Source organism: Salmonella enterica subsp. diarizonae (genome assembly GCF_008692785.1).
GTDB lineage: Bacteria > Pseudomonadota > Gammaproteobacteria > Enterobacterales > Enterobacteriaceae > Salmonella > Salmonella diarizonae.
Window position 1 is genome coordinate 241161 of record NZ_VXJV01000002.1, and the last position, 14479, is coordinate 255639.

At 52.2% G+C, this 14479-nt stretch carries 15 protein-coding genes; 9 read left to right on the forward strand and 6 right to left on the reverse strand.

All coding sequences use genetic code 11. The features are described 5' to 3' along the window. Nucleotides 1-276: 276 nt before the first annotated feature. Complete coding sequence (gene ydgH / locus F4V72_RS05165) at nt 277-1221, reverse strand: DUF1471 family protein YdgH (RefSeq protein ID WP_053508048.1); 945 nt, start codon at nt 1219-1221, stop codon at nt 277-279. A gap of 526 nt (nt 1222-1747) precedes the next feature. Between ydgH and pntA the strand changes: the two genes are divergently transcribed. Both pntA and pntB read left to right on the forward strand, forming a co-directional pair. After that, nucleotides 1748-3277, forward strand: a complete 1530-nt coding sequence (gene pntA / locus F4V72_RS05170) for a Re/Si-specific NAD(P)(+) transhydrogenase subunit alpha (RefSeq protein ID WP_150342431.1) — start codon at nt 1748-1750, stop codon at nt 3275-3277. A 10-nt stretch (nt 3278-3287) separates the two neighbouring features. Then, entirely contained in the window at nt 3288-4676 is a 1389-nt protein-coding gene (gene pntB / locus F4V72_RS05175) for a Re/Si-specific NAD(P)(+) transhydrogenase subunit beta (RefSeq protein WP_000014056.1), read from the forward strand. Nucleotides 4677-4850: 174 nt separating this feature from the next. Here the strand turns inward: pntB and F4V72_RS05180 are convergent, their stop codons facing one another. Next, complete coding sequence (locus F4V72_RS05180) at nt 4851-5885, reverse strand: AI-2E family transporter (RefSeq protein WP_023249055.1); 1035 nt, start codon at nt 5883-5885, stop codon at nt 4851-4853. 135 nt (nt 5886-6020) lie between these two features. Between F4V72_RS05180 and F4V72_RS24715 the strand changes: the two genes are divergently transcribed. The 3 genes from F4V72_RS24715 to mdtI all read left to right on the forward strand — a co-directional run bounded on the left by F4V72_RS24715 (nt 6021) and on the right by mdtI (nt 6981). Continuing rightward, the gene (locus F4V72_RS24715; protein WP_001539987.1) at nt 6021-6191 is read left to right on the forward strand and encodes a hypothetical protein; all 171 of its coding nucleotides are present in this window, start codon (nt 6021-6023) and stop codon (nt 6189-6191) included. A 111-nt stretch (nt 6192-6302) separates the two neighbouring features. Then, complete coding sequence (mdtJ, locus tag F4V72_RS05190; protein ID WP_023249054.1) at nt 6303-6665, forward strand: multidrug/spermidine efflux SMR transporter subunit MdtJ; 363 nt, start codon at nt 6303-6305, stop codon at nt 6663-6665. Continuing rightward, the gene (gene mdtI, locus F4V72_RS05195; protein WP_136058262.1) at nt 6652-6981 is read left to right on the forward strand and encodes a multidrug/spermidine efflux SMR transporter subunit MdtI; all 330 of its coding nucleotides are present in this window, start codon (nt 6652-6654) and stop codon (nt 6979-6981) included. Before mdtJ ends, mdtI begins: the two co-directional genes overlap by 14 nt. Nucleotides 6982-7025: 44 nt before the next feature. On the opposite strand, the gene F4V72_RS05200 is transcribed toward mdtI, so the two are convergent. Together F4V72_RS05200 and asr are read right to left on the reverse strand one after the other, a co-directional pair. Next, nucleotides 7026-7847 carry a trypsin-like serine peptidase gene (locus F4V72_RS05200; protein WP_023249052.1) on the reverse strand — a complete coding sequence of 274 codons (822 nt, stop codon included), beginning with the start codon at nt 7845-7847 and terminating at the stop codon, nt 7026-7028. 271 nt (nt 7848-8118) lie between these two features. Beyond that, on the reverse strand, nt 8119-8382 hold the full coding sequence (asr, locus tag F4V72_RS05205) for an acid resistance repetitive basic protein Asr (protein WP_136058612.1): 264 nt from the start codon (nt 8380-8382) through the stop codon (nt 8119-8121). Between the two features lie 234 nt (nt 8383-8616). On the opposite strand from asr, the gene F4V72_RS24225 reads away from it, so the two are divergent. After that, a complete protein-coding gene (locus F4V72_RS24225; RefSeq protein ID WP_001068154.1) occupies nt 8617-8709 on the forward strand; it encodes a KPN_01571 family protein in 93 nt (30 codons plus the stop codon). A 67-nt stretch (nt 8710-8776) separates the two neighbouring features. Here the strand turns inward: F4V72_RS24225 and F4V72_RS05210 are convergent, their stop codons facing one another. Continuing rightward, complete coding sequence (locus F4V72_RS05210; protein ID WP_023249050.1) at nt 8777-10030, reverse strand: MFS transporter; 1254 nt, start codon at nt 10028-10030, stop codon at nt 8777-8779. A gap of 119 nt (nt 10031-10149) precedes the next feature. Here F4V72_RS05210 and F4V72_RS05215 point away from each other — a divergent pair, with 119 nt between their 5' ends. The 3 genes from F4V72_RS05215 to bioD all read left to right on the forward strand — a co-directional run bounded on the left by F4V72_RS05215 (nt 10150) and on the right by bioD (nt 13218). Then, the gene (locus F4V72_RS05215) at nt 10150-11049 is read left to right on the forward strand and encodes a LysR family transcriptional regulator (protein WP_023249049.1); all 900 of its coding nucleotides are present in this window, start codon (nt 10150-10152) and stop codon (nt 11047-11049) included. 127 nt (nt 11050-11176) lie between these two features. Beyond that, entirely contained in the window at nt 11177-12397 is a 1221-nt protein-coding gene (gene mlc, locus F4V72_RS05220) for a sugar metabolism global transcriptional regulator Mlc (protein ID WP_053508043.1), read from the forward strand. Nucleotides 12398-12522: 125 nt separating this feature from the next. After that, nucleotides 12523-13218: a dethiobiotin synthase gene (gene bioD / locus F4V72_RS05225; protein WP_023249047.1), complete on the forward strand. Its 696-nt coding sequence runs from the start codon at nt 12523-12525 to the stop codon at nt 13216-13218. Here bioD and clcB read toward each other — a convergent pair. Beyond that, complete coding sequence (clcB, locus tag F4V72_RS05230) at nt 13174-14463, reverse strand: voltage-gated ClC-type chloride channel ClcB (RefSeq protein ID WP_064055874.1); 1290 nt, start codon at nt 14461-14463, stop codon at nt 13174-13176. The genes bioD and clcB overlap by 45 nt on opposite strands. Nucleotides 14464-14479: the final 16 nt, after the last annotated feature.

The following is a 14479-nucleotide window of genomic DNA, read 5'->3' on the forward strand; positions in this document are numbered from 1 at the left end:
AAATTGGAAGAATAATTATTATGGCAAAACGCATAAAAATGGTGAAAGCCACTAAGGCGCGGGATTTTACGGAGAGAAGGGACCGCATGCAACGGCCTGGATAAGATTTATCGCTAAAAAAGCGAAAAGTGAGATTCATCGCGATATTTGACGGAGTTGGAATCCCGCGAGAAATGCCTGATGGTGGCTTATCAGGCCTACCGTTGAACGATCGTGTAGGCCGGATAAGGCAGTTATGCCGCCATCCGGCGAGAAAACCTGATGGCGACGCGCGTCTTATTTATAGAGGTCGGCGCTGATGGTGATGTTGTTGCCGCGCTCCTGCCACTGACGCGTAATATGATAATACTTCGCGCCTTTCTTCGCCGCGCGTTTGGCGACCTGGTAGGAGATTTCTGTCATATTGCCGTAGTTGCCGGTGAACTTAACGCTGTCGAAAGGCACCATCATCGCGGCGGTCGCTTTATTCAGCTCCTCAACTTTTGTGCCATCCGGAAGTGTGACAGTGTAACGTCCGCCTTTGGTGGATTGCGTTTCAAAGAAACGGCCTACTTCGGCGCTCGGCGAGGCTGACGTGGCGACGCCTGGAATTTCGACTTTCTTCGCAGCTTCGCCGCCCTGAGCCAGCGCGGCGCGACCGGCTTCAGAATCTGCCGGAATAGCGTCCGGGCTCTGGACGATGCGTTTTTTCGCATCTTGTTTATAGATAAACGCAGTGATGCGCTGGTTCCCGCCCTGGTTCGCATCCACCTGACGAACAATATAGAAAGCGTATGCGTCTTTCTGTTTCGCTGCTTTCGTAATGGCATCGTTGACTTCCGGCTGGCTACGGTAGAAGCCCTGAACGGTGACGGTATCGTATGGTTCCAGTTGCACGGCCTGGTCTTTTGGTAATTCCACGATGCCATTAATGACACGATTTTTGGGCGCGTCAGCTTTCGGCGCGTCGGTTTTATACACATCCGCCACAACACGCCAGTTACCACTATTGCCGAACTCCGAGGTGTCGACAACATAGAAGGAGGCTGCACCTTCTTTATCCGCGCGGCGGGACACGGCGGAGACCGCATCGCCAATAGCATTAAAACGACCGGTAATAACGATGCGGTCATAAGGTTTTAGTGCAGCCGCTTGCTCCGGCGTCAGTTCTGTTGCTGCATGGACAGAAAAAGCAGCCGCAGAAAGCAGTGCCGACGCCAGGAGAGTGTTCTTAAGCTTCATAAAAATAATCCTTCGCCTTGCGCAAACCAGGTACTGGTATTGTTATTGACTAGAAACGTGGCTGATTATTGCATTTAAACCGTATGGATGTCTGCGGGATTTTTCACGCATCGTGTCATGTACCGTATCTTCGATGATAACATTTATCCCTATGTCGAAAAAAACGGCGGCTGGGTGGCTAAGCTGATGAAGCACATGAATTTAATAAGTTAATTTAATGTTAATTCCTTGATCGCGCCCGGGGTTTAATTATGTTTTGTTGTCAAATTTGAGCGAATTATCAGCCCTCGCAGGCCGTTTTCAAGGCATTATGGCTGTTTAGCGGCTGAATCGTTCATATTTTGCAAATTTGATAAAAAATTCTGTTTTTTGGCGCTAGATCACAGGCGTTATTTTCAGTAGGTTATAGAGAGTTTGTAACGGTTTTATTCTGCTGGGGTAACATTTACCTCAAACGCGGGCAGGCGTACGCTTCCCGCGCTTACTGACAAACCATCATCAAAAATACCGATGGAAGGGAACATTTATGCGAATTGGCATACCAAAAGAGCGGTTACCCAATGAAACCCGTGTCGCTGCGACGCCGAAAACGGTAGAGCAGCTACTGAAGCTGGGTTTTAGCGTCGCTATCGAAAGCGGGGCGGGTCAACTGGCAAGTTTTGACGACAAAGCGTTTGCGCAGGCTGGCGCGGATATTGTAGACGGCAATGCCGTCTGGCAGTCGGAAATTATTCTCAAGGTTAATGCGCCTGAAGAAGATGAAATCGCTTTACTTAACCCCGGGACTACGCTGGTCAGTTTTATCTGGCCCGCGCAAAATTCTGGGTTAATGGAGAAACTCGCCGAACGTAAGGTCACGGTGATGGCAATGGACTCCGTGCCGCGCATTTCCCGCGCACAGTCGCTCGACGCGTTAAGCTCAATGGCGAATATCGCGGGTTATCGCGCCATTGTAGAAGCCGCGCATGAATTTGGGCGCTTCTTTACCGGGCAAATCACCGCCGCCGGGAAAGTGCCGCCTGCGAAGGTGATGGTTATCGGTGCCGGGGTTGCGGGTCTTGCGGCTATCGGCGCAGCAAACAGCCTGGGGGCGATTGTCCGCGCGTTTGACACTCGTCCTGAAGTCAAAGAGCAGGTCCAGAGTATGGGGGCAGAGTTCCTCGAACTGGATTTTAAAGAGGAAGCCGGTAGCGGCGATGGTTACGCCAAAGTGATGTCCGAGGCGTTTATCAAAGCGGAAATGGCGCTCTTTGCCGCCCAGGCCAAAGAGGTCGACATCATTGTTACCACCGCATTGATTCCGGGCAAACCTGCGCCGAAGCTGATTACCCGCGATATGGTCGATTCTATGAAGGCCGGCAGCGTGATTGTCGACCTGGCCGCGCAGAACGGCGGTAACTGCGAATATACCGTCGCCAATCAGGTTGTGACGACGGACAATGGCGTGAAAGTGATTGGCTACACCGATCTGCCGGGGCGTTTGCCGACGCAGTCCTCCCAACTTTATGGCACCAACCTGGTCAACCTGCTGAAGCTGCTGTGTAAAGAGAAAGACGGCAATATTGACGTAGATTTTAACGATGTCGTGATCCGAGGCGTTACGGTGATTCGCGACGGCGATATTACTTGGCCTGCGCCGCCAATCCAGGTCTCCGCGCAGCCTCAGGCCGCGCCTAAAGCAGCCCCTGCGCCAAAAGAGCCGGAAAAGCCCGCTTCACCCTGGCGAAAATATGCGCTTATGGCGCTGGCAATCATTCTTTTTGGCTGGCTGGCCGATGTCGCGCCAAAAGAGTTCCTCGGCCATTTTACCGTATTTGCGCTCGCCTGCGTGGTTGGTTATTACGTGGTGTGGAACGTGTCTCATGCGCTTCATACACCATTAATGTCGGTGACCAACGCGATTTCAGGGATTATTGTTGTCGGGGCATTATTGCAAATTGGTCAGGGCGGCTGGGTCAGCTTCCTGAGCTTTATCGCGGTGCTTATCGCCAGCATTAATATTTTCGGTGGCTTCACCGTGACTCAGCGTATGCTGAAAATGTTCCGGAAAAACTAAGGGGTAACACATGTCTGGAGGATTAGTTACAGCTGCATACATTGTTGCCGCGATCCTGTTTATTTTCAGTCTTGCCGGGCTTTCAAAGCATGAAACGTCCCGCCAGGGGAATAACTTCGGTATTGCCGGGATGGCGATCGCGTTGCTGGCGACCATTTTCGGGCCGGATACCGGCAACGTGGCATGGATTCTGGTCGCCATGATTATTGGCGGCGCGATTGGCATCCGCATGGCGAAAAAAGTTGAGATGACCGAGATGCCGGAGCTGGTCGCGATTCTGCACAGTTTCGTGGGCCTGGCGGCGGTACTGGTTGGCTTTAACAGCTATCTGTACCATGACGCCAGTCTGGCGCCGGTGCTGGTGAATATCCATCTGACCGAAGTCTTCCTCGGTATCTTTATTGGCGCAGTCACTTTCACCGGATCGATCGTGGCGTTTGGTAAACTGCGCGGTAAAATCTCTTCTAAGCCGTTGATGTTGCCTAACCGTCACAAAATGAACCTGGCGGCGCTGGTTGTTTCTTTCCTGTTGCTGCTGGTTTTTGTCCGCACCGAAAGCGTGGGTCTACAGGTTCTGGCGCTGCTGCTGATGACCATTATCGCGCTGGCGTTTGGTTGGCATCTGGTCGCCTCTATCGGCGGGGCGGACATGCCGGTGGTTGTTTCAATGCTGAACTCCTATTCCGGTTGGGCTGCCGCGGCGGCTGGTTTTATGCTGAGCAACGATCTGCTGATTGTGACCGGTGCGCTGGTCGGTTCATCAGGTGCGATCCTGTCTTACATTATGTGTAAAGCGATGAACCGCTCTTTCATCAGCGTTATTGCTGGTGGGTTCGGTACTGACGGCTCCTCAACGGGCGACGATCAGGAAGCTGGCGAACATCGCGAAATCACGGCGGAAGAGACCGCTGAGATGCTGAAAAACTCCCACTCCGTCATTATTACGCCGGGGTACGGGATGGCGGTGGCGCAGGCGCAGTATCCGGTGGCGGAAATCACCGAAAAACTGCGTGCGCGCGGTATCAACGTGCGTTTCGGCATTCATCCGGTGGCGGGTCGCCTGCCGGGGCATATGAACGTGCTGTTGGCGGAGGCGAAAGTACCTTATGACATCGTGCTGGAAATGGACGAAATCAATGATGATTTCGCGGATACCGATACCGTGCTGGTGATTGGCGCGAACGATACGGTGAACCCGGCGGCACAAGACGATCCCCGCAGCCCGATTGCCGGTATGCCGGTTCTCGAGGTGTGGAAAGCGCAGAATGTCGTGGTCTTTAAGCGTTCAATGAATACCGGTTATGCTGGTGTACAGAACCCGCTGTTCTTTAAAGAGAATACGCAAATGCTGTTTGGCGATGCCAAAGCCAGCGTGGATGCGATTCTGAAAGCGCTTTAATCTTTTCAATGTGCGGCGGCCTCTTTGGAGGCCGTTTTTATACACTTCATTCTTTAAGCTGCCTCTTTGTTGGCTGCGCTCAGAAACCCCGGTCACATAGTTATCTATGCTCCCGGGGATTTCTTCCCTTGCCGCCGCGATGCATCTTGAATGATTTTGTGTATATATTGCATTTTATCTTTTGTTTAAATCGCTAAGCAGAACGGCGATACTCTGCCCGCCAGTGGTCTGTTCCAGGGCGATTTTGACAATGATGGTTAACGGAACGGAGAGCAACATGCCCACCGGACCTAATAGCCAGCCCCAGAAAATTAACGACAAAAATACAACTAAGGTCGAAAGTCCTAAACCACGCCCCATAATGCGTGGTTCAAGGATATTGCCGAAGACCAGATTAATCAGCAGATAGCCCGCCAGCACCAGCAGCGCATCATAAAACCCGTTAAACACCAGCACCTGAATAATGGGCGGCAGGGCAGCGAGCACCGATCCAATATTAGGAATATAGTTCAGCGCGAAGGCCAGTAGCCCCCAGACAAAGGCGAAGCGGACATCCAGCGCGGCCAGCATTCCCCATGCGACCAGCCCTGTCACGATACTGATCGCTGTTTTTAGCACCAGATAATGGGAAACGCTATCAAGCGCGCGTTGAATCGCCGCCATGCCTTCCACCGGGCGGCTCATCATCTGCTGCAGTTTCTCAGGCAGTTGTGGAACCTCCAGCAGCATAAATACCACGGTCAATAACAATAAAAAGATAGACGACATGGCATTGGACAATTGGGTGAGCAGGTTCGTTACCAGAGTCATGGCGGCGTTTGGATCGATATATTTCGCCAGCTCATCAACCGACACGCCAATGCCTGCCCGCTGTAACCACGGTTCAATACGTTGCAATGGTATGACCAATGAGGAGCGATATTGCGGCAGGGTACGGGCCAGTTCATTTAATGATGTGCCCAAATAGGCCAGCAGCAGTACCATTAACATAACAATAATCACAATAAGCAATGACACGGCGATAACGCGCGGAATTCGACATCGGGTCATCCGTTGCACAACAGGATTGAGAACTACTGCAATAAATAACGCCAAAATAAAGGGAACAATGATATCTGCGGCGAAGCGGATACCGCTCAGAATAACCACCAGCATTCCCAGCATAATGACGATTTTTAGACCATTGAGCGTGATGATCGGTTTTGTCATATCATTCCCTGTTTTCTGATGCCGACACGAATAATAATGTGATGCCGGTCGACCTGTTCTGGTTAAAATCAAACACTTCAGGTAAAGAAGTGAAAAGATTTTGAGTTAATTCCTGGCTTATGATACAAATCAGGCGTGTTCAACTACCGAGGACAATTATCATCCGCGATGACGAGAAGCAACACTGCGGATAATTGTAATATTATGGACAATATGTTCAGCGCTTTTTTCTCCACTCAAACGCATCTTCACTCTACCTCCTTTTTCCTGCTGATCGGCGAGCAGCACTGGCGTAACGCGCTTTAGTCTCTAACTTCTGCCTGAGCTGGCGCAACGCGCTGTGCTAACTGATTTTATTTTTTAGTTTGCTGCGTGCAGCAGACTCGAAAGAGTATATTCTCATGCAGGAGAAGTGTCATGTTTTACTGGATTTTATTAGCTCTGGCTATCGCGACTGAAATTACCGGCACGCTCTCAATGAAATGGGCTAGCGTGGGTAATGGTAATGCGGGTTTTATTTTAATGCTGGTGATGATCACGCTGTCATATATATTTCTTTCTTTTGCGGTAAAAAGGATTGCCCTGGGTGTGGCGTATGCCTTATGGGAAGGGATCGGCATTTTATTTATTACCGTTTTTAGCGTGCTGTTATTTGATGAAGCATTATCAACCATGAAGATTGCCGGCTTGCTGACGCTGGTCGCCGGCATCGTATTGATCAAATCAGGGACACGTAAACCCGGTAAACCGGTGAAGGAGGCGACCCGTGCAACAATTTGAATGGGTACACGGCGCCTGGCTTGGGCTGGCAATAATGCTGGAAATCGCGGCTAACGTATTGTTGAAATTTTCGGACGGTTTTCGCCGTAAATGCTATGGCATCTTATCGCTTGCCGCTATTCTGGCCGCCTTCAGTGCGCTTTCCCAGGCGGTAAAAGGGATAGATCTGTCGGTGGCGTATGCGTTATGGGGCGGTTTTGGTATCGCCGCCACGCTGGCGGCTGGCTGGGTGCTCTTCGGCCAGCGCTTAAATCCCAAAGGCTGGGTTGGCGTGATATTGCTGCTCGCCGGGATGATTATGATAAAACTTGCCTGATACACGCGCTGCCGGTTAGGCAGCGATTCCCGCGACTCACAATATTAATCCTGCGCCAGCGCTTTCAGCTTATCGCGAAAGCCGGTGACGGATATAGCGCGGTTATCGGCGCGCCAGCGATCTTTAGCCGCAGGGGCGGAGCTTTGTACGCCAATGAGCTGCCATCCGCTATCCGTGTGCAATAATAGCGGCGAGCCGCTGTCGCCAGGTAACGTGTCGCACTGGTGTGAGAGTACGGCATTCTGCGCCCAGCCGGTCACGATGCAATCCTGATGGGAATAGAGCGCATTCAGATGATCCTCCGGATAACCGGACTGCGTGACTTTTCGGTCTGCGGCTTTCAACGCCGCAGTGAGCGCCGCTTTATCGCCGGTAAATAAAGGCACTGGCGTGATACCGGAAGGTGGGTAGCGTAATATTACCAGACCAAAATCCCAGCTTGCCGCGGCAGGCGGCACAATCCAGCCATCGCCATCCGCTTTCAGGCGCCGGCCCAGCGACGGTTCAACGCGGCCTTCAATGCCGTGGATTTCATAGCGCCATATTCCTTTTTGCGCCACAAAACGCAGCGCAACCGCTTTGTCCGGTTTTCCTTTTGGCGGCGTTAGCAGGCAGTGGCCTGCTGTTAGGGCGATATGTGGGGAGATAAGCGTTGCCGTACACAAATTGCCGCTGGCGGTCTCTAGTTGCCCGATGGCATCCCACGGCGATTGGGTGGGATCGGCGACGGGCACCCGATCGTCATGGTTAAAAAAAAGCGTTTTGACGTCGCTGGCATCCGTGGCGTTGGTATCAGACTCGTTGGCATCCGCCATGACCGGTAAAAAACAAACTATGCCCAGTAATACAGCAATGGTTTTATGCATATCACACTCTGGTGGGTAATTATGATTATTAACAACAAACCCTCAGTATTACTATAGACGTGACGGTAAGAAAGTGGGAGTAAAATCAGATAACTACACTCAGGAAAGATAGAAATGCGTGGCAATAACGGCGCATAAAATAAGCGCGATAAGAATGAGCTCAAAGCGGTAGCGAGACACTTTTTTGCCCTCCCAAACGGCGGCGCTAAACCAGAATGATCTAGCGCCGTAAAAACGGGCGCGGGGGCGCGCCACAGCATGTTATGACGACTTACGCAGTCGGCTGCGAAGTTGTTTTTGATGTAGATTTGGCTGGGGCTTTTTTGCCATCTTTTTTCTGGTGCTTTTTAGCCGCCTGCGCTTTTTGCTCAACGGGTTTCTTATGCGTATTTTTATGCTGTTTTTTGTGGTGCTGGGTGGGCTGGGTTGTTTTGGCTGGCGCTGCGGTTTTCGCAGGCGTCGCAGTCTCAGCCGCGAATGCTGCGGAAGAGAGACCCATTGCAGCGGCAACAACCAGAGCTAATACTTTTTTCATTTTGATACCCTCGATTTGGTTTTTCATTCAACCCCACTGCGGGGCCGGTGAAATAACTATATCGCTGTTATCAAAGGGCTTCCGTGAGTGATTGGTATCGGCATGTAACGATATGTACAATGACAGCGATAACGCGGCGTAAGCCCACCATAATGGGTAGTTTTTTGTTGCCGTTCCCTTTTTTAGTCTCAGAGACGGTAATATCTGCCCTCCAGAATAAAAAGCACACCATATATGAATCCAATAATCTGGGTGGTATTTACGCTTCTGGCGCTGGATGCAATCAGAGAAGTGATGGGCGTATCAAGCCTGACAGGTCTATGGTGAACAGTGAGTCGTGGAGTGAAAACCAGCCCGGCGATAGCGTACGTTGCTATCGCCGGGTGACTTTCTTTCAGGCGTGAAGACGATGATGTAACCGCGTCCCGACCAGGATGGCCAGCACCAGCATTAGCGCGATAAAACCGCCTACGCCGTTCCAGCCGTAACTATGCCAGAATACGCCGCCTAGCGTCCCGGCGATACTGGAACCCAGATAATAGCTGAAAAGATAAAGTGACGAGGCCTGTCCCTTCGCCCGACGCGCACGCGGGCCAATCCAACTGCTGGCCACGGAGTGCGCGGCGAAAAAGCCGGCGGAAAAAAGCAGCATTCCGGCAAAAATCAGCCAAAGCGAGGTAAAAAGCGTCAGTAAAAGCCCGCACAGCATTATCGCGGTAGAGAACAACATGACCGGTCCCCGGCCATAGCGCGAGGTCATTGCGCCAGCTTTCGGTGAGCTCCATGTGCCGGTGAGATAGGCTACTGATAACAGTCCGACCACGGCCTGGCTTAATTCCCAGGGGGAGAGCATCAGGCGATAACCAATGTAGTTAAACAGGGTCACGAACGCCCCCATCAGTAAAAAGCCTTCGGCAAACAGCAGTGGTAGTCCCCGATCGCGCCAGTGGAGACGGAAATTAATAAATAACGTTTTAGGTCGTAACGACGTGGGACGGAAATGTTGCGAGGCGGGTAAAATCTTCCAGAACATCAGCGCAGACGCCAGCGCAAAACATCCGATGGTCGCCAGCGCGATTCGCCAGTTAAAAAAGTCGGTCATGACGCCGCTTAATAAACGCCCACTCATCCCGCCGATGGAATTACCGCTAATATAGAGCCCCATGGAGAAGGCGACAAAGCTGGGATGGATTTCTTCGCTCAGGTAGGTCATTCCCACGGCGGCGACGCCGCTTAACGATAGACCGATCAGCGCGCGCATAATCAGAATACCATGCCAACTGGTCATCATGGTTGATAACAATGTGCAGCAGGAGGCTAATAACAAGGCGGTGACCATCACCGGTTTACGGCCTATCGCATCAGAAAGCGGGCCGGTAAAAAGTAAGCCGATGGCCAGCATGGCGGTAGAAATAGAAAGTGACACGCTACTGCTGGCGGGGGAGACGCCAAACTCCTGGGAAAGTACCGGTAATATAGGCTGAACACAGTAAAGAAGCGCGAAAGTCGCCAGACCCGCGGAAAAAAGGGCCAGCGTGACGCGCATAAAAGGCGCTGTACCGCGTTTAATAAATTGAACCGGCTGAGAATGGCGTTGTTCATCGATATCGCTCGCCGTGGCGTCATCGAGAATAGTTGTACGACTCACGTTAAATCCTTGCTTTACATCTCCGTAAACAGGAGACGGGTATAACCGACAGATAAAGCATAGAAAAAGCAAAATATTCTGTCTAATATATTAATTGTCTCAAATAAGACGTTAAAAATATGAATATCGAATTACGTCATTTACGTTACTTTGTGGCGGTAGCAGAAGAGCTGCATTTTGGTCGCGCCGCCGCGCGCCTCAATATCTCGCAGCCGCCGCTGAGTCAGCAGATACAAATTCTGGAGCAGCAGGTCGGCGCGCGATTACTGGCGCGGACCAACCGCAGCGTAGCCTTAACGGCCGCCGGGCGACAGTTTCTGGCGGATAGCCGACAGATCCTGAGTCTGGTAAACGACGCCGCCGCTCGCGCCGAGCGGTTGCATCAGGGAGAAGCGGGCGAAATCCGTATTGGCTTTACGTCTTCAGCGCCTTTTATTCGGGCGGTATCGAATACCTTTTCGCTGTTCCGCCAGTCCTACCCGGGGGTGCATATGCAAACGCGTGAAATGAATACGCGTGAGCAAATCGCGCCGCTCAACGAAGGCGTACTTGATATTGGCTTGCTACGTAATACGCCGCTGCCCGACACGCTTAATCGCGAGGTGATTTTGCATGAGCCGCTTATGGCAATGATCCCGCGCGAGCATCGGCTGGCGCAAAAGCCGGTCGTCAGTCTGACAGAGCTGGCGAAAGAGCCTTTCGTCTTTTTCGATCCGCATGTCGGGACGGGCCTTTACGACGATATTCTCGGCCTGATGCGGCGTTATAACCTGACGCCGACCATCACGCAGGAGGTTGGCGAGGCAATGACCATTATCGGTCTGGTGGCGGCGGGACTGGGCGTCTCGATTCTGCCGGCATCCTTTAAGCGCGTGCAGATGAGTGAGATGCGCTGGGTCCCTCTGGCGGAAGAAGACGCCGTATCTGAAATGTGGCTGGTATGGCCAAAGCATCATGAACAGAGTCATGCCGTACAGCGGTTTTGCCAACTGCTATTAATGGCTGCCCGGCAGGATTAATTTTACTTAAAAAGGGTGAAAATGTGCAGTTAATCACACGGCTAAGCAAAAAGTTGACGGCGAGTATTGAAGTGTTTCACCATAGCACACAGATTATTTCGGAGCGCGAAAATAAAGGGAGTGAGCGGTGGTTGCTGATAGTCAGCCTGGGCATATCGATCAAATTAAGCAGACCAATGCTGGCGCAGTGTATCGCCTGATTGATCAGCTCGGACCGGTATCGCGAATTGACCTGTCTCGTCTGGCGCAGTTGGCGCCTGCCAGTATTACGAAAATTGTCCGCGAAATGCTGGAAGCGCATTTGGTTCAGGAACTTGAAATTAAAGAGGTGGGCAGTCGTGGCCGTCCCGCCGTCGGGCTGGTAGTGGAAACTGAAGCCTGGCACTATTTATCTATTCGTATTAGCCGTGGCGAAATTTTCCTTGCGCTGCGCGATCTTAGTAGCAAGCTGGTGGTAGAAGAGTGTCTGGAGCTGCCGTTAACCGAAGCTACGCCGTTGCTTGAGCGAATTATCACGCACGTTGATCGGTTTTTTACCCGCCATCAGCAAAAACTGGAGCGTCTGACCTCTATTGCGATTACGTTGCCGGGCATTATCGATACCGAAAACGGCATTGTGCATCGGATGCCGTTTTATGAGGATGTCAAAGAAATGCCTTTAGGTGATGCTTTGGAGCGTCATACCGGCGTACCGGTTTACATTCAGCATGATATCAGCGCCTGGACGATGGCGGAGGCGCTTTTTGGCGCCTCACGCGGTGCGCGCGACGTTATTCAGGTGGTGATTGATCATAATGTGGGGGCGGGTGTTATCACCGACGGCCATTTGCTTCATGCGGGCAGTAGCAGCCTGGTGGAGATTGGGCATACCCAGGTCGATCCTTATGGTAAGCGCTGTTATTGCGGTAATCATGGCTGTCTGGAGACCATAGCCAGCGTCGATAGCGTACTGGAGCTTACGCAGCTTCGGCTTAATCAGTCTATGAGTTCAATGCTACACGGCCAGCCGTTAACGGTAGATTCACTGTGTCAGGCAGCGATACAGGGAGATCTATTAGCAAAAGATATCATTAGCGGCGTTGGCGCGCATGTTGGACGCATTCTGGCTATTATGGTGAATTTATTTAATCCGCAAAAAATTCTTATTGGTTCGCCGCTAAGTAAAGCGGCCGATATCCTTTTTCCGGCGATTGCCGACAGTATTCGTCAGCAGGCGCTGCCCGCCTACAGTAAGAACACGGTAGTGGAAAGCACGCAGTTTACCAACCAGGGCACGATGGCGGGGGCGGCGTTGGTAAAAGATGCGATGTATAACGGCTCTTTGTTGATTCGTCTATTACAGGGTTAACATTTTTTAACTGTTGTACAAAAATTTGCGCTAACTCAAGCTGATTGCCCTTGCCATACCTTAGACTTTCTCCACTGTATTATTTTCCTGACTTATATTTTCGAAGCATAACGGTGGAGTTAGTGATGCTGAAGCGTTTCTTTATTACAGGTACAGACACTTCTGTTGGGAAGACGGTGGTTTCCCGCGCATTACTACAAGCGTTAGCGTCGAGTGGTAAGAGCGTGGCAGGATATAAACCTGTCGCCAAAGGGAGCAAAGAGACCCCGGAAGGGATGCGCAACAAAGACGCTTTGGTATTGCAAAGCGTCTCTTCTCTGGAATTGCCGTATGAGGCGATTAATCCGATCGCGTTAAGCGAAGAGGAAAGCAGCGTAGCGCATAGCTGTCCTATTAATTACACCTTGCTGTCCAACGGGCTGGCAAGCCTGAGCGATAAAGTGGATCACGTTGTTGTGGAGGGCACTGGCGGCTGGCGTAGTCTGATGAATGATTTACGTCCGTTGTCCGAATGGGTGGTACAGGAACAATTACCGGTATTGATGGTGGTAGGGATTCAGGAGGGGTGCATTAATCACGCGCTACTGACTGCGCAAGCTGTCGCTAACGATGGACTGCCATTAATTGGCTGGGTGGCGAATCGCATTAATCCTGGCCTGGCGCATTATGCTGAAATTATTGATGTACTTGGAAAAAAACTGCCAGCGCCGCTGATTGGCGAGTTGCCATACCTGCCGCGCGCTGAGCAGCGTGAACTGGGGCAGTATATTCGTTTGTCAATGCTCGGCAGCGTGCTGGCGGTAGATAGAATCATGGCGTAACGTTCGCGAGAGTACTGACGCGACTACGCAGGCAATCAGCAGACCGGGGAGCAACTGATACTCGCCGGTCATTTCACAAATCATCAGGGTAGACATAATCGGCGCATGGGTTGTCGCCGCCAGTAGCGTCGCCATACCCGCCAGTCCCAATAAAATCACTATTTCATTCGAGCCTGGCAGCCAGAATCCCCATATCCGCCCTAAAAACATTCCAATTGATAATCCGACAAATAATGTTGGCGTAAAGACGCCGCCCGGCGCGCCAGAGCCGCTGCTGGCGAGCACAGCCAGAATTTTGCACGCAAAAATTCCGCCAATCAGCGAGAATAGCGGCGGGGAGAGCAGAAATGATTGTACGACGCTATAGCCGTTTCCCCATACCGTAGGCGTCAGTAACGACAGTATTCCGACAATAAGTCCGCCCAACGCCAGCTGCCAGGGCGGCGACAGTTTTAAGCGTAAAAAGCTATTATGGCTGGCCGTCATCAGCCACATCAGCAACGGGCCGCACAGACCGGCGACCAGGCCGGTACTGACTATCATGACGTACTCCCGCGCGTGGAGATCAACGTTCAGATGTACGGTATAGAGTAGTGAATCGCTACCGCTTAATACATGGGTGGTTAGCAGGGCGACGACGGCGGAAACGACAACCGGGCCGAGGGAAGCCAGCATTAAGGTACCGAACAGGATTTCCGCGATAAACAGGCTGCCCGCCAGCGGTGCATGGTAAGCGCCCGCCATGCCCGCAGCGGCGCCGCTGGCGATCCATAATTTCCATTCCTCGCGCGGCGTGAAGCGTCGGGCAAAGCCGGATGCCGCCAGCGCGGCGAGGAGGATCATTGCGCCTTCGCGACCAATTGCGCTGCCGCTGACCACGACCAGCAGCGAGGCCAGCGATTTCACCAGACTGGCGCCAACGTCAAATTGCCCGTCGGTTTGCAATGCTTCCATATAGTCAGTGGGCGCATGGGGACGCTGTTGGTTCATTTTTTGCCACCCCCACAGCAACAGACCAGCGGCCAGGCCGCCAAGCGCAGGCGTAATCAGCCGTCGCCAGGGCGAAAGCCCCTCAGCCGCATTCACCAGACTGCCAGTGTCATTACTCAGGAAAATCCACTCCAGCAATTGCATCGCATGACGGAAGGCGGCGACAGCCAGCGCCGCGAGAATACCGATGAGCATAGCGATCAGCAGGCGACGAAACATCGCGCGCAGATCCGGGTAAGCGTGTAAACGATGCATGAGCGGGTAAACAGGG

What these genes read in the sequence shown, in the direction of transcription:
- F4V72_RS05180 (WP_023249055.1), bottom strand. Translation starts at nt 5,885, where the DNA reads ATGACAAAACCGATCATCACGCTCAATGGTCTAAAAATCGTCATTATG.
- F4V72_RS24225 (WP_001068154.1), top strand. Translation starts at nt 8,617, where the DNA reads ATGAATCCAATAATCTGGGTGGTATTTACGCTTCTGGCGCTGGATGCA.
- F4V72_RS05200 (WP_023249052.1), bottom strand. Translation starts at nt 7,847, where the DNA reads ATGCATAAAACCATTGCTGTATTACTGGGCATAGTTTGTTTTTTACCG.
- pntA (WP_150342431.1), top strand. Translation starts at nt 1,748, where the DNA reads ATGCGAATTGGCATACCAAAAGAGCGGTTACCCAATGAAACCCGTGTC.
- pntB (WP_000014056.1), top strand. Translation starts at nt 3,288, where the DNA reads ATGTCTGGAGGATTAGTTACAGCTGCATACATTGTTGCCGCGATCCTG.
- ydgH (WP_053508048.1), bottom strand. Translation starts at nt 1,221, where the DNA reads ATGAAGCTTAAGAACACTCTCCTGGCGTCGGCACTGCTTTCTGCGGCT.
- clcB (WP_064055874.1), bottom strand. Translation starts at nt 14,463, where the DNA reads ATGCATCGTTTACACGCTTACCCGGATCTGCGCGCGATGTTTCGTCGC.
- asr (WP_136058612.1), bottom strand. Translation starts at nt 8,382, where the DNA reads ATGAAAAAAGTATTAGCTCTGGTTGTTGCCGCTGCAATGGGTCTCTCT.
- bioD (WP_023249047.1), top strand. Translation starts at nt 12,523, where the DNA reads ATGCTGAAGCGTTTCTTTATTACAGGTACAGACACTTCTGTTGGGAAG.
- F4V72_RS05215 (WP_023249049.1), top strand. Translation starts at nt 10,150, where the DNA reads ATGAATATCGAATTACGTCATTTACGTTACTTTGTGGCGGTAGCAGAA.
- mdtJ (WP_023249054.1), top strand. Translation starts at nt 6,303, where the DNA reads ATGTTTTACTGGATTTTATTAGCTCTGGCTATCGCGACTGAAATTACC.